The organism is Microbacterium sp. LTA6, assembly GCF_045690355.1.
In the GTDB taxonomy this organism is placed as follows: Bacteria; Actinomycetota; Actinomycetes; order Actinomycetales; family Microbacteriaceae; genus Microbacterium.
Map to the genome: position 1 here is coordinate 1,293,013 of NZ_CP147855.1, position 18,558 is coordinate 1,311,570.

Consider the following 18,558-nt stretch of genomic DNA (forward strand, 5'->3'; position numbering starts at 1 on the left):
CTTCACCAGTCGTACCAGGGGGTCAATCCGTGTCCATAGAGCAACGCGTTCTCGCGGGTCGATACCGCGTCGACGAGCTCATCGGGTACGGCGGCATGGCGAAGGTCTATCGCGGTCAGGATCTGACGCTCGGCCGCGAGGTGGCGATCAAGATCCTCGACCCCGATCTCGCCCGTGACACGGCCTTCCGCACCCGGTTCCGCCTCGAGGCGCAGGCGGCGTCGCGGATGTCGCATCCCTCGATCGTGCGCGTCTACGACGCCGGCGACTCGACGACGACCTCGGGGGCAGCCGGGTCCGAGGACCCCCCGTACATCGTGATGGAGTTGGTCAAGGGCACGCTGCTGAAGGACATCATCGCGGGGGGACCGGTACCGGTCGCCGATGCCGTGCGCTACGTCGACGGCATCCTCGAAGCACTGGACTACTCGCATCGCGCCGGAGTCATCCACCGCGACATCAAGCCGGGCAACGTGATGGTGACCGACAAGGGCCAGGTCAAGGTCATGGACTTCGGCATCGCCCGCGCGGTGTCCGACTCCTCGTCGACCGTCGCCGAGACCACGCAGATCATCGGGACCGCTGCGTACTTCTCGCCGGAGCAGGCGAAGGGCGAGCCGGTCGACGCCCGCGCCGACCTGTACTCCACCGGCGTCGTGCTCTACGAACTGCTCACCGGACGGCAACCGTTCCGTGGCGAATCACCGGTCGCCGTCGCTTACCAGCACGTCAGCGAGACGCCGGTGCCGCCGACCGAGGTCAACGACGAGTCTCCGGGCGCCCTCGACCCGATCGTGCTGCGAGCACTCGCGAAAGACCCGTACCAGCGCTTCCCGGATGCCTCGAACTTCCGTGCCGCTCTCGACGCCGCCACCACGGGACATGCGCCGAGCCGCAAACAGCTCGGCGCGCTGACCAGCGAACTGTACGGCCCGAGTCCGCGCCACGCGCAGGAGACGGCACGTTCCCTCCGGCAGCTCAGCACGGACACGACGATGGCCCGCACCCAGTCGGGGCCGCCGGTGGCGTGGATCTGGGCCGGGGTCGCACTGCTCGCGGTGCTGCTCGTCTCCGTGCTCTTCTGGGTTCTCACCATCAGCATGCGCCCGCCGGAGGTGCCGAGTTCGGCGGTCACCGTTCCCGATCTCGTGAACGTCTCCGCCGAGCGTGCGCAGGAAGACCTGGGCAAACTCGACCTCACCGCCAAACTCGTGCTCGAGTCGAGTACCGACATCGTCGAAGGCAACGTGATCCGCACGGATCCCGAACCGGGCGTCACGGTGGCCGAGGGCGATTCGATCACCGTCTATGTCTCGACGGGAGTCAAGACATCCGTCGTGCCATCGCTGGAGGGCTTGTCCCGGGCGGCCGCCGAGGCGGCGCTCACCGCCGCCGGTCTCGAGATCGGCTCCGTGATCCAGCGCAACGACAAGAGCCTCGCGGCCGACACCGTGATCGAGGCGAGCGAGGCGGCAGATTCCGAGGTCGCCCCTGGTACCGCAGTGAATCTCGTCGTCGCCAGCGGAAAGGTCACGCTCGATGACGTCACGGGCTGGACGCTGACCTCTGCAACGACTGCTCTCGAAGATCTCGGCCTGGTCGCGACGCACGTACCGCTCACGGACTGCGCGGCGACGAACCCGAACACCGTGGCCTCGATGTCGGTGGCTCCGGGCGACGTGGCCGTCGGATCGCCGATCGAGCTGCGCTACTGCACGGGCAAATGAACATCTCCGACGTGCCATTCGGCACCATCGACTGGGCGTCGATCGAGCCCACCGTCCACCCGGGAACCAGCGGAGAGGCGCACTGGCGCACGCAGGAGTTCGGGGGAATCCGTGTCCGGATGGTCGACTACACCCCCGGCTACGTCGCTGATCATTGGTGCACCAAGGGACACGTGCTGCTGTGCCTCGAGGGAACCCTCGAGACCGAACTCGACGACGGCCGCAAGCTGACCCTGTCGCCGGGGATCTCGTACCAGGTCGCCGACATGGCAGAAGCGCACCGTTCCTCCACTGCCACGGGTGCGAAACTCTTCATCGTCGACTAGGCAGTCCGGGAAGCGGCCTCGCCGACGACTAGTGCTCCGACGCGTTCGTGATCTCGACGGCGGTCCCGGAAACCGTGATCCCGCCCGACTCGGGAATCTCGACGGTGAGGAGACTGGGCCGTCCGACGTGCTCGCCCTGGTGGATGACGAAGGACGCGGGTGGAGACACCAAGCCGTGCGCGCGCACGTAGGCGCCGATCGCGGCGGCGGCTGACCCGGTCGCCGGGTCTTCGGTGATCCGCCCGACAGGGAAGATGTTCCTGGCGGTGATGCCACCATCGACCGTGCCATGAATGATCACGATCGTCGCCGGCCAGCCATTGCGATCCATCAGCGATCGCGCCGCAACCGGGTCGAAGGCAAACGAGTCGAACACCGTCCGATCGGAGAGCGCGAGCAGCGGATGAATGTTGCCGGCGAACACGAGGGCAGGCGGCATCACCTGGCTCACGTCACCCGCGCTCACACCGATCAGGTCCGTCAGCTGCGCGAGCGTCTCGTCGCCCATCGGCTCGACAACGGGTTCGACGCTCGTGAACGAGGCGCTCACTGCTCCGTCTGAGCGCGCGGTGCGGATGACGATCGGTCCCACAGGGGTGCGGAACGTGAGTTCCCCCACCTGCACGTGATCGTGCTCGATCAGGGCCACCGCGGTGGCTATCGTCGCGTGCCCGCAGAACGGGACTTCAGCGATGGGCGAGAAGTACCGAATCGACGGGTTCGATTCACCAACTCCCGTGACGAAGGCCGTCTCTGCGTAGTCCACTTCGGCCGCGATACGTTGCATGGCAGCGTCATCGAGCCCTTCGGCGTGCAGGACGACACCCGCCGGGTTCCCCCCTGCCGGGTCCGAGGTGAACGCCGCCGACCTGATAACAGTGACCATCAGCCCACGCTAACTCACTCCGCGGAGAGGGGGTGCAGAGAGGCCGACCGCCGCACGGCATTCCGATCGCCGCAGAGCTCGAGCCAGTTCGCGAGCAGCCGGTAGCCGCCTTCGGTGAGCACGCTCTCGGGGTGGAACTGCACTCCGAGAATCGGCAGGTCGGCGTGTGCGATCGCCATGACGGTTCCGCTATCGGTTCGCGCGGTCACGACGAGCTCCGGCGGCAGGTCGGATTCCGCCAGGGCGAGGGAGTGGTAGCGCCCGACCTCGAATCGCGAGGGGATGCCGGTGAACAGCGTCGAGCCGTCATGGACGACCGTCGACACCATGCCGTGCATCAGCTCGGGCGCCTCCGTCACCGCGGCGCCGAACGCCTCGCCGATCGCCTGATGGCCGAGGCAGACGCCGAGCAGCGGCATCCGCATCCGCGCAGCGACGCGCACCGCCTCGAGCGAGGCTCCGGCGTCGGACGGAGTCCCCGGTCCGGGGGAGAGCATGACCGCGTCATACTGCGGGAGCAACTGATCGAGACCGTCGGCATCGATCGCATCCGCTTCGATCATCGCGACGTCAGCACCCAGCTCACGCAGGTAACCGACCAGGGTGTGCACGAAGCTGTCGTGGTTGTCGACCACGAGCACGCTGGTCATTCGAGGTCGACCTCGCCGGGGGTCACGAACGGACTCACCCAGGGGAAGACGTAGAAGAACAGCCCGTACAGGACCGCGGCGATCACGACGAGCAGGATGAGCAACCGCAACCACCATGGACCGGGCAGCAGGCGCCAGAGTGCGGCGTACATCAGTCGTCTCCTTCGTCCGTGTCCATACTCACCCTCACACCGACGGCGCGGCCGGTGCCGGCGGCGGATCGGTCAGTGCTTTGGGCGGTCCCTCGGCCCGGGGCTGGAAGCTCTCGAAGACACCGTAGGCGACGATCCGCTCGGCGAGCGAGTAGAGCGGTGAACAGGCGGTGAGGGTGATGTACCGCTCCCCGGTCTGCGCGCCCGGCATCTGCGGAACGTCGAGCAGCACATCGACAGCGCTCGGCTGCACATACTCCAGCGTGCGGAATCGGTAGGTGTACCAGCCGTCGGGCGTCTCGACGACGATCGCGTCGTTCAACTGCAGCTTGTCGATCTGATTGAACGGCTTGCCCCAGGTGGTGCGGTGGCCCGCCATCGAGAAGTTCCCGACCTCGCCGGGCATCTTCGAGTCCTTGTAGACGCCGATGCCGAGGTCGTCGAGGGTGCGCGCGCGCGAGGTTCCGCCGTAGATCCCGAAGTTGTAGTCGGCCCCGAACCGCGGAATGATCATCTGCCCGAACCACTCGGCGTCCGCAGGCGCCGCCGGGATCACCGGCTCGTAGAAGGTGGTGCCGTCTTCGGCCTTGACGAGCGGCGGCGGGGGCGGAGCCGGATCCTCGGCCAGCTGCTGCGAGATGGCCGCGCCTTCGTCGTTCTTCTGCGCCGCGATGATGATGTCGCCGATCCACATCTGCCAGGCGACGAACAGCATCACCAGCACGCCGGCCGTGAGCAGCAGCTCGCCGAGAACACTCGTGAACGTCGCACGGCGGCGGGCCGCACTGCGACGCGTTCGTCGTGTCCCGGACACGGCGGATGCAGTCATGGCGCGATCCTATCCCGCGGCGATGAACAGAACCCCGAGAGGGCACAGGGACGCAGTGACGCTCGAATCGGCTGCAGGGCTCTTCGGTGGATACGCGGACACATGGGTAGAATGTCGGCATGGCACGAGACCGCAATTCCGAAGAACCCGTTGTCGAGCGCGCCGAGGGCGATGCCGCTCCCAACGCGGTGTGGTTCAAGCCGGTGATGATCGGCTTCATGCTGCTCGGACTCGCCTGGATCCTCGTCTTCTACATCTCCGGTACGACGCTGCCGATCCCCGGCATCGGCAACTGGAACCTCGGCATCGGCCTCGGCATCGCCCTGATCGGCTTCCTGATGACGACGCGCTGGCGCTGAACCCCGGCTACTTCTGAAAAGGCTCCTCGCTTCGGTGAGGGGCCTTTTCTTTGTCTGACGTGTGTCCTGTGGGCGGACTCCGGGATGTTCTCTTCGTTCGCAGAGCGGGGACCCTCCCGCTTCGCGGGCCCCTCCCGATGCTCACTCCGAGAACATCCCTGCGCCCGTGGTCGTGCGTCGGAGGTACGCCGCTAGATAGTTATCCACAGGCTTGTGCACAGGGTGGGGAGAATTACACGGTTGTTATTCACAGGTGTTAACAACCCTGTTAAGAACCTCTGATCAGGAGAGAAGGATCAGCGGTGGGATGACGGCGACGATCACGAGCAGCGCGACAGTGACCGCAGCGAGCAGGACGATCTGCCAGGTGCGCTGCTCGCGTCGGCGTGTTCTGGTCAAGATGAAGGCCACGAGAGCGCCGACGATCGCGCCACCGAGGTGGGCCTGCCAGGAGATGCCCCCGTTGAAGAATCCGAAGGCGAAGTTGATGCCGAGGACGACCAGGATGCCGGTGACGTTCGCGCCGACGTGGCGTCCGATGATCAGCAGCGCCGCCATGAGGCCGAAGATCGCGCCGGATGCGCCGACCGTCGGAGTTTCGAAATCCAGCAAAGCCACGGCGACCGAGCCCCCCAGGCCACTGATCAGATACATCGCGAGGAAACGCGCGCGGCCGAGCATCGGCTCGAGCGTTTGCCCCAGCATCCACAGCGCCAGCATGTTCAAGGCGAGGTGGATGAAGCCGCCGTGCACGAGCAGTGGGGTCAGCAGGCGCCAGGGCTCGAAGATGCCACCGTTGTACTGGGGATAGAGAGTGGGCGCGTAGAACAAGAGCGCACTCGTGATCTGGTCACCGACACCGGGAATCATTTGGAGCAGGCTGATGAAGGAGGTCACCGCGAGCAGGGCGTAGGTGACGACGGGTTTGCCGCTGCGCACGGCGGTGATCGTGCCGCCGCCTCCCCAGCGACGCTGTGCGCGCTTCTGGGCGGGGGTGCGATTCTTGCGCTCCGCCGTCATGCACTCCGGGCAGATGACGCCGACCGGCGCCTGCGTCTGGCACTCGGGGCAGACGGTGCGCATGCAGCGCTGGCAGAGCACGAAGCTCTGCCGATCCGGATGCCGGTAGCAGAAGTTGTCACGATTGCCCGTGAACTCGGAGCTCGTCATCCGGATCGGCAGCGCGGGTCAGGCCGCGACGATGTCGACCGACTGCAGCACGACCGGCTCGATCGGGCGGTCGCCGGCAGCGGTGGGCACAGCGGCGATCGCGTCGACGACAGCCTTCGAGGCGTCATCGGCGACGGCACCGAAGATGGTGTGCTTGCCCATCAGCCACGGGGTCGGGTCGGTGGTGATGAAGAACTGCGAGCCGTTGGTGCCCTCGAGGTCGCCGGTGGCGGGGTTGCGGCGCAGGCCGGCGTTCGCCATCGCGAGGATGTAGGGCGCGTCGAAGTTGAGCTCAGCGTTGATCTCGTCGTTGAAGTTGTAGCCGGGGCCGCCGACGCCCTGACCGAGCGGGTCGCCGCCCTGGATCATGAAGTTCGGGATGATGCGGTGGAAGACGACGTCCTTGTAGAGAGGACCCTCACCGGGCTTGCCGGTGGCGGGGTGCGTCCAGTCCTGGGTGCCGTCGGCGAGGCCGACGAAGTTCTTCACGGTCTTCGGGGCCTGGTCGCCGAAGAGGTTGATGACGATGTCACCGTGGTTGGTGTGCAGGGTCGCGACGTGGGAAGCATGAGGCATGTCCCTATTCTCGCAGAGCTTGCGGTGAGTTCGCCCGGTCCAGGGCGATCGGGGCGCAGAAGGTAGCGCGCCGCATCCGATCTGGCAAGGGCCGGGTGATTCCCTCCCCACTTCCAGACTCGTCTGGCAAGATGGGGAACCCGTACTCCAATGGACAGGAGAGCATCGTGAGCCTCAGCCGCAAGCGCAAGAAGGAACTGCGACGTCTGCAGCACGACGCCACCGAGCTGTGGGAGTCGCAGCAGGTGCTCGTCGGACACGCAGCCGACGTCGCCCGTGAGGCGAGCCGACAGCTCGCCGGCCTCGGCCGCGAGCAGGTGCTCCCCGTCGTGCAGGACACCTACAACCGCCGCGTCGCACCGGTCGTCGACCGTAGCGTGAAGATCGGTCGTCACGTCGTCGACGACAAGGTCGTCCCGATCGTCGGCGGCGTCGTCGGAAGTGCCCTCACGGCATGGGACTTCGCGAACGCCAAGCGTCACGGCGTCGCAGTTCCTGCGCCTCGTGGAGCCTTCGGCAAGAAGCAGAAGTCTGGGCCTGGCCTCGGCTCCGTCGTGGCGATCATCCTCGGTGCAGCCGCAGCTGTCGGCGTGCTCTACGCCGCATGGCAGGCGCTGCGCGCCGACGACGAGCTCTGGGTGGCGGACGACCCGCTGTCCGCGCCTGACGCGTGAGCACAGCCGACCTGGTCGGCGAAGAGTCGGTTCCTGCTGACAGCGGTGTTCGTCATGCCCGGGTGCAGGATGCTGCCACCGCGCATGGCCTCACCATCGAGATCCGCGAACGCCCGAAGGCGAACAGCCTTGCGGAGGCGGCCGAGCTCCTCGGCATCCTGCCATCGGGAATCGTGAAGACCCTCGTCGTCAAGCGCGCCGACGACACGTATCTGTTCGCGCTGATCCCGGGCGGCCGGTCCATCTCGTGGCCCAAGCTGCGCGCCTTGGTCGGCGTCAACAAGCTGCGGCTGCCAGAACCGGAACTCGCCCTCGCCGCAACCGGCTATGAGCGCGGCACGATCGTGCCGATCGGCAGCAGCACGGAGTGGCCGATCTTCGCCGACGAGTCGATCGTGGGGCGACGGATCGCGATGGGGGCGGGATCGCACGGCTACAGCCTGTTCGTCGAGGCCGACGATCTCATCGCCGCCTACGGTGCGACGGTCGCCGACATCTCGGTGCCCGAGACCCCACGCGATTGACGCGGTCGACTACAGGATCTTCGCCATCCGCAGAGCGATGTCGACGAGCTTGACGCGCTGAAGCTCGGCGACCGCCGGCAGCGTGAACCAGTCGGCCATGTCCGTCGATCCGTCGGTCTCGAAACGAAGCTTTCCGCCCGTGACCCGCGCCCGATAGACGATGCGCAGGGTGTGCAGGGGAGCATCGGCCCGCTCCTGCCCTGGGCGGCTCACCCGTTGCGTCGCGGGGATGACGCGGGAGTGGATGCCGAGCAACTCGCCGACCTGAACGCTGTAACCGGTCTCCTCACGGAGCTCACGACGGACCGCTTCCTCGGGGTCTTCGCCGGGTTCCAGTCCTCCGCCCGGCATGGTCCACGCGACGCGGCGTCCCTCGATCCAGCGCGCCAGCAGGATCCGGTCATCGTCATCGGTGACGACCGCGTATGCCGCGACCCGCATATCCATGGCTCTCACCATAGTCGTCCGATGGAATCAGACGACGCGGCTGCCCGCCAGATAGGTGGCCCGCACCACGGTCATCGCGAGATCCTCCGGTGGCACTGCGACCGGGTCGCGGTCGATGACGATGAAGTCGGCGAAGAGCCCCGGCGCGAGCGCGCCGACCTCGTGCTCGCTGAACAGCTGCCACGCCGCGTTCGTGGTGTGTGCGCGGAGGGCCTGATCGCGCGTCACCGGGGTTCCCCCGGGCATCCGGTAGCCGTTGCGGGTCGTACGGGTCTCGGCGACCGCCATGTTGCGGAATGGCTCGTTGGGGGTGACCCAGCCGTCATTGTGGAAGGTCGCCCGGTGACCGGCGGCGAAGGCAGCTCCGGCGTCGGCCCATGCGCCGCCGTGCTCCGCGCCGAAGAGATCATCGACGAGCACCTCTCCCCAGTAGGTGATGTGGTCGACGAAGAGGCTGACGGTGACGCCGAGAGACGCCGCGCGCCGGAACTGCGCGGCGGTCATCGCCCCGCAATGCTCGAGGCGGAAGCGGTGATCGCTGAGTCCGTGCCGGGTGATGATCTGCTCGTACACGTCGAGGGTCGCTTCGATGGCACGGTCGCCGTGCGCATGGCAGGCCAGTTGCCAGGCGCCGGCCGCGTACGGCTCCGCGATCGCGAGCAACTGGTCGGCTGTGTAGTTCGCGCGACCGACATGGTGCGGCTCGAGCCCCAGGCCACGGGTGGCCTCGGTGTCGAGGTAGGGGAAAGAGGTGGCGATGTTCCCGATCCAGGGCGAACCGTCGGACCACGTCTTCACTCCGACCTGACGGATCACGGAGTCGCCCTGGCCCTGCGGGGCTGCTGTGCCGCCAGGATGGGACATCTCGTACCAGCGCAGCCGCACCGGGAGCGCACGGTTCGCGCGCAGGGCCTCGACGAGAGGGTTGAGATCGGGATTCCAGGAGAGGTCGGACACGGTCGTGATCCCACGCGCAGCCAGATCTCGCAGATGCGCGCTGAACAGGCGGGGGAGATGCTGCTGCGCACTCGCGAGCATCGGCGCGACGACCTTCTCGACGGCTGCTTCCTCCAATGCGACGCCGGTGAGGTGGTCGTCGGAGTCGCGCCCGAATGAGGCGCCGGCGGGGTCCGGAGTACGACCGTCCACACCGGCAGCGCGGGCGGCCGCGCTGTTGAAGTAGGCGGAGTGGCCGGAGTTGTGGATGATGACAAGAGGCACGGATCCTGCGAGTTCATCGAGGAAGCGGATATCGGGGTCTGGGAGACCCCGCTGCAGCAGGGCATCCCACCCGTTCGCGAACACCGCCTCGCTGCCGGCATCCGCCACCGCCGCCCTGAGAGCGGCGAGCACGCCTTCTGCATCGGGGATCGTGACGGGGCGGATGTCGACGACGAGATCAGAGAGCAGAATCGACGAGTACGCCGGGTGGCCGTGCGGTTCGATGAGTCCTGGCATGATCCAACCGTCGAGCGCGACGATCTCGGCATCCGGGAATCGAGCGGTCATCTCCTCGGCGGTGCCGATGGCCACCACTCTTCCGATCTCGACAGCCATCGCCTCCGCCTCGGCATCGGTCACGGGTGAGAGGGGACGGATGCGGCCGGTGAAGACTGTCGTCATGGCGACAGTCTCTCGGATGCTCCGCCCGGCGCGCCAGGACGGCACCGGCCGGTGCCCGAAGCGATCAGAAATCGAGAAGCATCGATGTGCACACGCGCGTAGCCTCGGATCCATCAGGCATCACCGAACGAGAGGATCCGCTGATGACCGAGGAAACGAAGAACTTCACCGACGAAGAGCGTGAAGCCATGCAGGCCGCCGCCAAGGAATCCAAGGCGCGGCGCTCACGGGCGAAGAAGTCTCCGGAGGAACAGCGGGCGGAGGGTGAAGCGGATCTCAAGGAGGCGATCGCCAAACTACCGGACACCGCGGACCAGAAGCTCGCGTTGAAGCTGCACGATCTGGTGTCGGAGGTCGCCCCGGAGCTCGTCCCGCGCACGTACTACGGCATGCCCGCGTGGGGCAAGGACGGCAAGGTCCTGTGCTTCTTCCAGCCGGCGAGCAAGTTCAAGGTGCGCTACGGCACCTTCGGCTTCGAACCGATCTCGAACCTCGACGACGGCACCGTCTGGCCCACCGCTTACGCCGTCACCGATCTCACCAACGCAGACCTGGAGTTCTTCGCGGAGCGCATCCGTCTCGCCGTGAGCTGATGCACTGTGCGGAGTAGCGTGGGGCGGGTGAGCACCCTGCCCTTCGCAACCTCCGTGTACGCCGCCCGTCTCGACCGCGCCGCTGCCCTTGCCGCCGCGGCGGGCTTCGATGGGATCATCATCGGTCCAGGACCCGATCTGCAGTATCTGGCCGGCGTCGAAGGCGACACGATCGAGCGCCTGACGGCGCTGATCGTCCGCCCCGGCCGATCAGCCACCGTGGTGGTTCCGCATATGGAGCTCGCGAAGGTGCGCGACACCGCGATCGGTGAACTCGGGCTCACCATCGCCGACTGGGTCGATGGTGAGAATCCGTACGACCTGGTCGCCGCGGCTCTGGGATCGGCATCGCGCGTGGGCATCTCGGACGCGCTCCCGGCCCTGCACGTGATCCCGATCGGGGAACGCCTCGGGGTGCGCCTGGAACTCGCCACGCCGGTGCTGCGCGAGGGGCGGATGATCAAGGATGCCGCCGAGATCGCCGAACTGCGCCGGGCCGGCGCCGCCATCGACGCCGTGCATCGCCGAGTACCGGAATGGCTGCGCGCCGGCCGGACCGAACGCGAAGTGGCTGCAGACATCGCCGAGGCCATCGTCGCCGAGGGGCACCGCACGGTCGAGTTCGTCATCGTCGGATCAGGACCGAACGGAGCCGACCCGCACCACGAAGTGTCGGATCGCATCATCGAGGACGGCGACATCGTCGTGGTCGACATCGGGGGAGCGGTTCCCAGCGGTTACAACTCCGACAGCACGCGGACATACGTGGTCGGAACACCGACGCCCGAGGCATCCGATCGCATCGCTGTGCTCGTGCGTGCACAGCAGGCTGCGGTAGACGCAGCCCGCCCCGGAGCGACGGCTTCGGAGGTGGATGCTGCCGCACGACAGGTGCTCTCCGACGCCGGTCTCGGCGACGCCTTCGTGCACCGCACCGGTCATGGGATCGGCGTCTCGGTGCACGAAGAGCCGTACATCGCTCCAGGCAACGACCTCGTGCTGCGGGAGGGGATGGCGTTCAGCATCGAGCCCGGAATCTACTTCGCAGGTGAGTGGGGTGCGCGCATCGAGGACATCGTCGTCGTGACCGCCGACGGCAGCGAGCGACTGAACGTCGTCGAGCATGGGCTGATCCCCGTTCCCTGACACGCACGAACTGCTCTCACCTCATCGGAGTGAGAGCAGTTCGTACGTCGCCGTGCGGGGAGGGTCAGGCGACGCCGCGGCGGCGGATCAGAATGAGTCCGCCGGCGGCCATCAGTGCGAGCGCGACACCCGCGACGCCCGCCCAGAGCCCCGCATCCGCTCCGGTCGTGGCAAGCCCACCGCCGTCAGAGTTTCCTGGCTGCGTCGGGTTACCGGGGGTGCCGGGGTTACGGGGTTCCGCGGCCGCCTTCACGGTGAGAGTCACTTCGCTGCTGCGGTCGCCTTGCACGAGAGCGACCGGGTGGGCTCCCGGTGCGGCGTTCGCAACCCGCAGCGTGTACGACACGTGGCCCGCCGCGTTCGCGGTGACGACGCCGACCTCTTGTCCGTCGAAGAACACGGACACATCCTGACCGGGCGTGAACCCGGTTCCGGTGAGCAGCACACCGGTCGTCGCGAGGGCGTCCGGCGCGATCGAGGACAGGCTCAGCACCAGCTGCGGGTCACCGGGGAGCGGGTCTTCGGTGACGGTCAGAACCGCCTCACCGAGGACGTCGCCGGGCGCAAAGCCAGGACCCTGCACGAGCCGCACGGTGTGTGCGCCCGGAACAGCGTCGGCGATCGTGAACGAGGCAGACCCCGTTCCGGTGGCGGAGGCCGTGAACGCGGCCACCTCGACTCCGTCGAACAGCACGCGCACTGGAACGTCCGCGGGGAGGCCCTCAGCCGTGACGTCGACGCCGTCGGACTCGAGAGCACCGGTGGCGATCGTGGTCGGCGAGAGGGTCACCTCGGCCGGATCGATCGGGTCTGCGGACACGACGACCGTGTCAGATGCCTCCCACTGTCCGCTGCGCAGCAGCACTGTCGACGTTCCGACACCGACGCCGGCGCGGGTGATCGTCGTTGCGACCGATCCGTCGGCGCTGCTCGTCACCGTCGACACGACGGTGCCGTCGAACAGCACCTCGATCTCGGCATTCTCGGGGAACCCCGATCCCTCGACCTGTACACCGGCGTCAGCGAGCGCCGACTGCGTGAGCGTCTCGGGGAGCACGACCACCGTCGGGTCGTACACGATCGGGTCGGCGGTCACCTCGAACGAGCTGCTCGCGCTCCACTGACCACTGGTCAGAACGACCGGATACTGCGCAACGGCGGCCCCCGCCTTCACGTACGTGTACGACACGTCGCCGGTACCGGAGGAGTCGACCGTCGCGACGGTCTCACCGGCGACCTGGATCGAAACCGGCGCATTGGGCGGGAACTCGGCGCCGGAGATCTGCACGCCGCCCGCGGCCATCCCGGAAACCGTGAGCTTGTCCGGCGTGACCGCCGCCGTGGGCTCATAGAGGATCGGGTCGGCTTCGACGGTCAGCGTCGCGGATGCCGCCCACTGACCGTTCGTCAGCGTGATGCTGTGGGCCCCGACGGCCGCGCCGGCGTGAACCAGGGTGTAGCTGAGCGATCCGTCGGTGCCGCTCGTCACGGTCGAGACGGCCGATCCATCGAAGGCGATGTCGACAGGAACCGAGGCGGGGAATCCGGCGCCGGTGACAGTCACGCCCGCCCCGCCGAGCCGGGAGACCGTCGCGGTGGCAGGATCGACCGCCGCGGTGGGATTGTAGGTCGGGTCTTCGATGATGGTCAGGGTCGTTTCGGCCGAGCGGATGCCGCTGACCAAGCGCATCGTGTGATCGCCGACCGTCGCGTTCGGCCAGGAGAGGAGCACCTCGACGTCACCCTCGGCGTCGGCGGTGCGCGCGGCAGCCTGCTGTCCGTCGATGACGAGGTTGACCGTGCTCCCCGGCGCGAAGCCCGCACCGGTGATGCGCACAGCGCCCGCAGGATCGGTGATCTGGGAGAGCGTCGCCGGGTTCGGCGACACCGAGATGGTCGGCGCCGCGGCATCGATCGCCGCCTCGTAGGTGAACTGCTGGCCGCTGCAGAACAGGCCGGTTCCGATCATGTCCGCGGCGTTCGAGCCCGCGCTCGTGACGGTGCCGTCCGCGTGGAAGACGCCGCCCAGCCAGTACTCCGCGCTGTAGTCCGCATCGATCTGGTACGTCCAGTTCGCCGAGAACGAGCCGTCAGCCGCGATGGCGGTGTCCGGAATCGCGTTGAAGGCGAGAGGGGTCTGGATCGGAGGAACGCCGCACGCGATCCATGCGGTCGTGGCGACGTCGGTGATCACGCCGCCCTCGACGGTGATCGAGAAGTCGTAGCCATGGCTGTTCTCACCGACGTAGACGCCGTCTTCCGTAGCGGCGTGGGCGGGAGCCGCGATCGCGACGGCACTGAAACCGACGGCGAGGGCGACGCTGGTCAGCGCACCGAGAAGACGGGAGGCGCGGGAGCGTGGATGCGATGTCATCGAGCTGTTCCTGACGAGAAGGGGGGCGAACACAATCAGGCTCAGGCTATGAAGGCCTCGATGCGTGCCGCATCCGTAGAAATACGGGAGTTCTTCGAATGACTCGAAAAACTGGTCCTGACCAGCGTCATCCCGATATCCTTCATGTGTTCGAGAAGAGGGGGCCGCATGTTCATCGGGCGTATGGCCGAACTCACCCGACTTCGCTCGCACCTCACCGACCCGGACGACAGCGCGCACCGCGTCGTGCTGCTGGAGGGTCCGATCGGGATCGGCAAGACAGCCGTGGTGAACGAGTTCCTGCGGTCCGGCTTCACCGAGCGCGTGCTCTTCAGCCGCCCGGCCGAACTCGCCACGAACATCCCTCTCGACGGCATCCGCTCGATCATCGAGGAGCTCCTCGATGAGGACCTCCCGGTCCTCCTGGCGGAGCAGCGACCGGCGCGCGTCCTTCTGCGCAGCATTCGCGAAGGCCTCGCCGCCGAACCGACCGTCATCGTGATCGACGACGCCCATTGGCTCGACGCGCCGGCGCGCGACATCATCGAGCGCCTCCTGTCGGAGCCTTCGTCCACCCCCCTCTCCTTCCTCTTCGTCTTTCGCACCGGTGCAGCACCCGAGTCGCTGATCCGTGCGGCCGTGCGTGGGGGATCGGCCGTGCACCGCATCACACTCGGGCCGCTCGACGAAGCGGATTCGGCGACGCTGCTGGCGGCTCACGGCGCCCAGAGGAAGGGGTACATCGAGCTCGCCGCCGGAAACCCTCTCTTCCTCCGCCTGCTCGCGGAATCCGGCCGCGGTGACGACGACGACGACGACGTCTCGCATCAGGAGATCGGTGACACGCTGCGCGGCGAACTCCTCACTCTGGACGAGGAGTCACGTCGTGTGATGCAGGCGCTGTCACTCACGCCCCCCGTCGCACCGGAGACGCTCGGCGCCATCGCGGATCTGGGCGTCGGGGACATCGCCCAGGCGGCTGACCGCCTGGCGCAGCGCGGCCTGATCGAGGCCGAGAGCCTGCGGGTCGTGCATCCCTTCATCCGCGCAGCCGCCTACCGCAGCATGACGCCCCAGGAACGGCGACTGGCCCATCGCACGGCGGCTCGCAGCGCGTCCAACGTCCTTCAGCAGGCATCGCACCTGCAGCATCTCGGCTCCCATCTCACCTCGGATGAGCTGGAGACCGTCCTCGAAGCGGCGGGGATCGTCTTGGCGACGTCGCCGCAGAGCTGCATCGCCATGCTTCACCGCAGTCGTCGCATTCCGCACCGTGCACGCGATCTGATGCTGGCCCGCGCCCTCCTCATCGACGGGCAGCCCGTCGAAGCCGAGTCATTGCTGCGCGAAGTGCATTCCACGAAGGAGTCGACCGGGGAGTCCTTCGCCCTGCTGATCCAGTCCCTCCGCATCCAGAGCCGCCCCGATGAGGCGGTCGAACTGGTGCGGGAGGCACGAGCGATGACACTCGATCCGGAGGTCGCCCTCGAACTCGTGACGCTCGAAGTGATGCACGACAGTGATTCCGAGGTGGCCTCACGCACCTGGCTGGAACAGAACGACGGCGACGTACCCGCTTACGCCGCCGCACTCGCCGGCCTGCGCGCCCTCGCGTCCCTCCGGGAAGGCGACCTTGCGCGCGCGAGGACCTCGTACCAGGTGGCGAAGGACGGCTTCTCGGACCTGCCAGCATCCGAGATGCTGCTGGTGATCGATGTGACCACGGCGATGGGGTGGTGCGCGCACTTCCTCGCCGACTTCGCAGAGGGTGCCCGTTTTCTCGAGCGCGCGATCCGCCTGGCGGAGACGCACGGACGCTTCCATGTGCTCCCTCACCTCTATCTGATTCTGGGCTTCATCTACATTCCCCTCGATCGATGCGAGGAGGCCGAGGAGCTCATCGAGCTCGCGATCGACGCGGCAGAGAAGTACAACTGGCCGGATGCCGTTCCACTCGCCCTCACGGCATCGATCGTCGCAGCACCGGGCAGGGTCGGACCGGAGGAGATCGTCGCCCGATATCAACGTCTCGCCGCTGCAGGACTCCCGCAGGTCGGCTGGTGGCGCCGCATCGTACGACTGATGCGGTCTCGGGCAGAGATTCTGCTCGGGATCCCGGTGGATGCCTCGGAGCTCGACGTCGCCGACGGGGACACCTTCGCCTCGCAGAAGCACATCGGTCTGGGAGAACTCGCGTTGAAGCGCGGGGATGCTGCCGCCGCTCTTCGTCATGCAGATGCGGCGATCGCGTGGGGTGTCGAGGCGGAGCATCCGTCGCAGGCGGGCCACGGCACCCTGTTCCGCGCCCAGGTCCTGGTGACTCTTGACCGCGCCGAGGAGGCTCTGGGGGAAGCCCAGCGGGCCGCGGAACTCTTCGACGAGGCCGGCGCTCTCCTCTATCGCCGCCTCGCGCGCGCGTGGCTGGCTCAGCTGTCCGACCGCATCGAGATGGCGGGCCTCCGCCTCGACCAGCTCACACCACGGGAGCGCGATGTCGCGGACCTGGTCGCGGACGGCCACAGCAATCGGTCGATCGCCGAACGGCTGCACCTGAGTCCCCGGACCGTGGAGAGCCATGTCGCCCGGATCCTGCAGAAGACAGGGCTGCGCTCGCGGGCCGGCCTTGCCCGGCACCTGGACGCCGGACGACAGACCGCCCCGCTCGAGCAGGCGCCCTGATCAGCCGACGGCTGTGCCCTCCAGTTCCACCAGCTGACCGGGGATCGCCAGTCGACTGACCCCGAGCATCGTCGTGGTCGGCGCGATCTGTGCCGCTCCCAGCCGAGCGGCGAGTATGCCGTAGTGGGGGAACAGCAGGTCGACGTCGGTCGTGTACACGTTGAGGCGGATGAGGTTCGCCAGCGTCATGCCCGCGCCGTCGAGCACGGCTTCCAGGTTGTCGACAGCAAGAGCCAGCTGTGCTGCCATATCGCCCTCGTGCTGGGGGGCGCCCTCCGCGCTCATCGCGGTCTGTCCCGAGATGTACAGGGTGCGGGTGTGCCCGGAGACGATCTCACCCTGGTTGAACCCCAGTTCCTGCGACCACGTCACCGGGTTGACCGCTGTTCGTTCGATTGCCACTTCAGCTCCATTCGATTCGTTGCGAGCGCAGATGCCGGCCGGATGACGCTGTTCTGCCCTCTCCAATGAGCCTTTCAATGATTCACGACACCCTGTGTCATGTATTCGAAATAGAGTTCTCACATGCGCGCCGACCGCCTCGTCTCTCTGGTGCTGCTCCTGCGCCAACGCGGCCGGCTGTCCGCCACTGCGCTCGCACGCGAGCTGGAGGTGTCGACCCGCACCGTGCTGCGCGACATCGAAGCCCTCTCCGCCGCCGGCGTGCCGGTGTACGCGGAGCGCGGTCGGCACGGCGGGTTCGAGCTTCTCCCGGGATTCCGCACCGAACTCACCGGACTGAACCACGACGAAGCGCTGGCTCTGCTCACCGCCGGATCAGGACGAGGGGAGCAGGTCTTCGGCCTGGGATCGGCGCTCGCCTCGGCCATGCGCAAGGTCGTCGACGCCCTGCCCGACGGCCATCGCGCGGCAGCCGATAACGCCGCCCAGCGCATCCTCATCGAGCCTTCGACAGATCTGCTCGCCCGTCGCCAATCGAGCGAGGACATCTCCGCCACGGTCATGAGTGCGGTCCGTCGCGCCGTTCTCGCCGGACGCAAGCTGCGCATCCACTACTCGGCCGCGGATCGCGACGCGGTCTGGCGCACCGTCGACCCAATCGGTCTGGTCACCGTGCGCGACAAGGGCTACCTCCTCGCCGCCGTCTCCGGGGCAGACCGCACCTATCGACTCTCGCGAATCCTCGAAGCAGAAGAACTCACCGAGACCGCGGACCGACCGGCGCAGGTCGATCTCGACAGGATCTGGCAGGAGCGCAGCATCCGATTCCGCACCGGCGGCGACCAGCTGATCGTACGCGCACGGGTGGAACCGTCACGGCGCGAGGAGCTCGTCGGCACCGCACTCGCGGTGCTCTCCGAATCGGCAGATCCTGCGGGAGGGCTGCTCCTCGAGGTGAGCTTTCAGGACCTCCGGCATGCCGAGTGGGCGTTCTGGCAGCTCAACACGGATGCCGAGGTGCAAGCACCGAGCGCCTTGCGCGCCGCTCTTCGCGACCGCGCGACTGCGCTCGCGACGCAGTACGACGACGACGAGGAATGAACGAAGAAACCCCGGGTCTGCGTGACGCAGAACCGGGGTTCGTATGTGGAGCCTAGGAGATTCGAACTCCTGACATCCTGCTTGCAAAGCAGGCGCTCTACCAACTGAGCTAAGGCCCCGAAAGGGTGTTCAATTTGAGTTACAGAGTGGGGATACCAGGACTTGAACCTGGGACCTCTTCATTATCAGTGAAGCGCTCTAACCGCCTGAGCTATATCCCCGTCAACCTCCAAGACTTTACCCGATTCTGACGGAGAATCCGAATCGAGCGGAAGGAGGGGCCGCGACTCGATGCTGCGGCCCCTCCGTCGTGTCCGTGC

At 67.2% G+C, this 18,558-nt stretch carries 19 protein-coding genes and 2 tRNA genes; 9 read left to right on the forward strand and 12 right to left on the reverse strand.

The features are described from left to right. Positions 1-95: 95 nt before the first annotated feature. A complete protein-coding gene (gene pknB, locus LTA6_RS06055; RefSeq protein ID WP_407359247.1) occupies positions 96-1,727 on the forward strand; it encodes a Stk1 family PASTA domain-containing Ser/Thr kinase in 1,632 nt (543 codons plus the stop codon). Next, positions 1,724-2,053 (forward strand): DHCW motif cupin fold protein, encoded by a 330-nt coding sequence (locus LTA6_RS06060; protein WP_407358927.1) that lies wholly within the window; start codon positions 1,724-1,726, stop codon positions 2,051-2,053. The genes pknB and LTA6_RS06060 overlap by 4 nt, the downstream gene beginning before the upstream one ends. Before the next feature lie 28 nt (positions 2,054-2,081). Here the strand turns inward: LTA6_RS06060 and LTA6_RS06065 are convergent, their stop codons facing one another. Genes LTA6_RS06065 through LTA6_RS06080 form a run of 4 tightly spaced genes read right to left on the reverse strand, consistent with a single transcriptional unit; the run spans position 2,082 to position 4,570 of the window. Further along, positions 2,082-2,939: a PhzF family phenazine biosynthesis protein gene (locus LTA6_RS06065; protein ID WP_407358928.1), complete on the reverse strand. Its 858-nt coding sequence runs from the start codon at positions 2,937-2,939 to the stop codon at positions 2,082-2,084. A 14-nt stretch (positions 2,940-2,953) separates the two neighbouring features. Then, on the reverse strand, positions 2,954-3,589 hold the full coding sequence (locus LTA6_RS06070; RefSeq protein ID WP_407358929.1) for an anthranilate synthase component II: 636 nt from the start codon (positions 3,587-3,589) through the stop codon (positions 2,954-2,956). Beyond that, entirely contained in the window at positions 3,586-3,741 is a 156-nt protein-coding gene (locus LTA6_RS06075; protein ID WP_341976654.1) for a hypothetical protein, read from the reverse strand. Before LTA6_RS06075 ends, LTA6_RS06070 begins: the two co-directional genes overlap by 4 nt. Positions 3,742-3,775: 34 nt before the next feature. Next, positions 3,776-4,570, reverse strand: a complete 795-nt coding sequence (locus LTA6_RS06080) for a class E sortase (protein WP_407358930.1) — start codon at positions 4,568-4,570, stop codon at positions 3,776-3,778. Between the two features lie 119 nt (positions 4,571-4,689). Between LTA6_RS06080 and LTA6_RS06085 the strand changes: the two genes are divergently transcribed. Further along, positions 4,690-4,929: a cell division protein CrgA gene (locus LTA6_RS06085; RefSeq protein WP_341976656.1), complete on the forward strand. Its 240-nt coding sequence runs from the start codon at positions 4,690-4,692 to the stop codon at positions 4,927-4,929. A gap of 282 nt (positions 4,930-5,211) precedes the next feature. Here LTA6_RS06085 and LTA6_RS06090 read toward each other — a convergent pair whose 3' ends face one another. Both LTA6_RS06090 and LTA6_RS06095 read right to left on the reverse strand, forming a co-directional pair. Continuing rightward, positions 5,212-6,099, reverse strand: a complete 888-nt coding sequence (locus LTA6_RS06090; protein WP_407358931.1) for a rhomboid family intramembrane serine protease — start codon at positions 6,097-6,099, stop codon at positions 5,212-5,214. Between the two features lie 18 nt (positions 6,100-6,117). Beyond that, on the reverse strand, positions 6,118-6,675 hold the full coding sequence (locus LTA6_RS06095; RefSeq protein WP_341976658.1) for a peptidylprolyl isomerase: 558 nt from the start codon (positions 6,673-6,675) through the stop codon (positions 6,118-6,120). A 167-nt stretch (positions 6,676-6,842) separates the two neighbouring features. Here LTA6_RS06095 and LTA6_RS06100 point away from each other — a divergent pair, with 167 nt between their 5' ends. Both LTA6_RS06100 and LTA6_RS06105 read left to right on the forward strand, forming a co-directional pair. After that, complete coding sequence (locus tag LTA6_RS06100) at positions 6,843-7,349, forward strand: DNA helicase (protein ID WP_341976659.1); 507 nt, start codon at positions 6,843-6,845, stop codon at positions 7,347-7,349. A gap of 62 nt (positions 7,350-7,411) precedes the next feature. Beyond that, positions 7,412-7,873: an aminoacyl-tRNA deacylase gene (locus tag LTA6_RS06105; RefSeq protein ID WP_407359248.1), complete on the forward strand. Its 462-nt coding sequence runs from the start codon at positions 7,412-7,414 to the stop codon at positions 7,871-7,873. A gap of 9 nt (positions 7,874-7,882) precedes the next feature. On the opposite strand, the gene LTA6_RS06110 is transcribed toward LTA6_RS06105, so the two are convergent. Next, positions 7,883-8,320 (reverse strand): NUDIX hydrolase, encoded by a 438-nt coding sequence (locus LTA6_RS06110; protein ID WP_407358932.1) that lies wholly within the window; start codon positions 8,318-8,320, stop codon positions 7,883-7,885. 27 nt (positions 8,321-8,347) lie between these two features. Beyond that, positions 8,348-9,943, reverse strand: coding sequence for an amidohydrolase (locus LTA6_RS06115; RefSeq protein ID WP_407358933.1), 1,596 nt, complete (start codon positions 9,941-9,943; stop codon positions 8,348-8,350). A gap of 143 nt (positions 9,944-10,086) precedes the next feature. Here LTA6_RS06115 and LTA6_RS06120 point away from each other — a divergent pair, with 143 nt between their 5' ends. Together LTA6_RS06120 and LTA6_RS06125 are read left to right on the forward strand one after the other, a co-directional pair. After that, positions 10,087-10,536: a hypothetical protein gene (locus tag LTA6_RS06120; RefSeq protein WP_407358934.1), complete on the forward strand. Its 450-nt coding sequence runs from the start codon at positions 10,087-10,089 to the stop codon at positions 10,534-10,536. Between the two features lie 27 nt (positions 10,537-10,563). Further along, positions 10,564-11,682, forward strand: a complete 1,119-nt coding sequence (locus LTA6_RS06125; protein WP_407358935.1) for a M24 family metallopeptidase — start codon at positions 10,564-10,566, stop codon at positions 11,680-11,682. Between the two features lie 64 nt (positions 11,683-11,746). Here LTA6_RS06125 and LTA6_RS06130 read toward each other — a convergent pair whose 3' ends face one another. Next, the gene (locus LTA6_RS06130; protein WP_407358936.1) at positions 11,747-14,056 is read right to left on the reverse strand and encodes a hypothetical protein; all 2,310 of its coding nucleotides are present in this window, start codon (positions 14,054-14,056) and stop codon (positions 11,747-11,749) included. Positions 14,057-14,224: 168 nt separating this feature from the next. Between LTA6_RS06130 and LTA6_RS06135 the strand changes: the two genes are divergently transcribed. Next, on the forward strand, positions 14,225-16,735 hold the full coding sequence (locus LTA6_RS06135; protein WP_407358937.1) for an AAA family ATPase: 2,511 nt from the start codon (positions 14,225-14,227) through the stop codon (positions 16,733-16,735). Here LTA6_RS06135 and LTA6_RS06140 read toward each other — a convergent pair whose 3' ends face one another. Continuing rightward, the gene (locus LTA6_RS06140; RefSeq protein WP_407359249.1) at positions 16,736-17,131 is read right to left on the reverse strand and encodes a RidA family protein; all 396 of its coding nucleotides are present in this window, start codon (positions 17,129-17,131) and stop codon (positions 16,736-16,738) included. Positions 17,132-17,260: 129 nt separating this feature from the next. Between LTA6_RS06140 and LTA6_RS06145 the strand changes: the two genes are divergently transcribed. Next, entirely contained in the window at positions 17,261-18,238 is a 978-nt protein-coding gene (locus LTA6_RS06145; RefSeq protein WP_407358938.1) for a helix-turn-helix transcriptional regulator, read from the forward strand. A 46-nt stretch (positions 18,239-18,284) separates the two neighbouring features. On the opposite strand, the gene LTA6_RS06150 is transcribed toward LTA6_RS06145, so the two are convergent. Both LTA6_RS06150 and LTA6_RS06155 read right to left on the reverse strand, forming a co-directional pair. Further along, positions 18,285-18,357, reverse strand: a tRNA-Ala gene (locus LTA6_RS06150). A gap of 28 nt (positions 18,358-18,385) precedes the next feature. Next, positions 18,386-18,459, reverse strand: a tRNA-Ile gene (locus LTA6_RS06155). Positions 18,460-18,558: the final 99 nt, after the last annotated feature.

Coding starts and splice junctions, on each gene's coding strand:
- pknB (WP_407359247.1), top strand. CDS start 96: ATGGCGAAGGTCTATCGCGGTCAGGATCTGACGCTCGGCCGCGAGGTG.
- LTA6_RS06060 (WP_407358927.1), top strand. CDS start 1,724: ATGAACATCTCCGACGTGCCATTCGGCACCATCGACTGGGCGTCGATC.
- LTA6_RS06065 (WP_407358928.1), bottom strand. CDS start 2,939: ATGGTCACTGTTATCAGGTCGGCGGCGTTCACCTCGGACCCGGCAGGG.
- LTA6_RS06070 (WP_407358929.1), bottom strand. CDS start 3,589: ATGACCAGCGTGCTCGTGGTCGACAACCACGACAGCTTCGTGCACACC.
- LTA6_RS06075 (WP_341976654.1), bottom strand. CDS start 3,741: ATGTACGCCGCACTCTGGCGCCTGCTGCCCGGTCCATGGTGGTTGCGG.
- LTA6_RS06080 (WP_407358930.1), bottom strand. CDS start 4,570: ATGACTGCATCCGCCGTGTCCGGGACACGACGAACGCGTCGCAGTGCG.
- LTA6_RS06085 (WP_341976656.1), top strand. CDS start 4,690: ATGGCACGAGACCGCAATTCCGAAGAACCCGTTGTCGAGCGCGCCGAG.
- LTA6_RS06090 (WP_407358931.1), bottom strand. CDS start 6,099: ATGACGAGCTCCGAGTTCACGGGCAATCGTGACAACTTCTGCTACCGG.
- LTA6_RS06095 (WP_341976658.1), bottom strand. CDS start 6,675: ATGCCTCATGCTTCCCACGTCGCGACCCTGCACACCAACCACGGTGAC.
- LTA6_RS06110 (WP_407358932.1), bottom strand. CDS start 8,320: ATGGATATGCGGGTCGCGGCATACGCGGTCGTCACCGATGACGATGAC.
- LTA6_RS06115 (WP_407358933.1), bottom strand. CDS start 9,943: ATGACGACAGTCTTCACCGGCCGCATCCGTCCCCTCTCACCCGTGACC.
- LTA6_RS06120 (WP_407358934.1), top strand. CDS start 10,087: ATGACCGAGGAAACGAAGAACTTCACCGACGAAGAGCGTGAAGCCATG.
- LTA6_RS06130 (WP_407358936.1), bottom strand. CDS start 14,056: ATGACATCGCATCCACGCTCCCGCGCCTCCCGTCTTCTCGGTGCGCTG.
- LTA6_RS06135 (WP_407358937.1), top strand. CDS start 14,225: ATGTTCATCGGGCGTATGGCCGAACTCACCCGACTTCGCTCGCACCTC.
- LTA6_RS06145 (WP_407358938.1), top strand. CDS start 17,261: ATGCGCGCCGACCGCCTCGTCTCTCTGGTGCTGCTCCTGCGCCAACGC.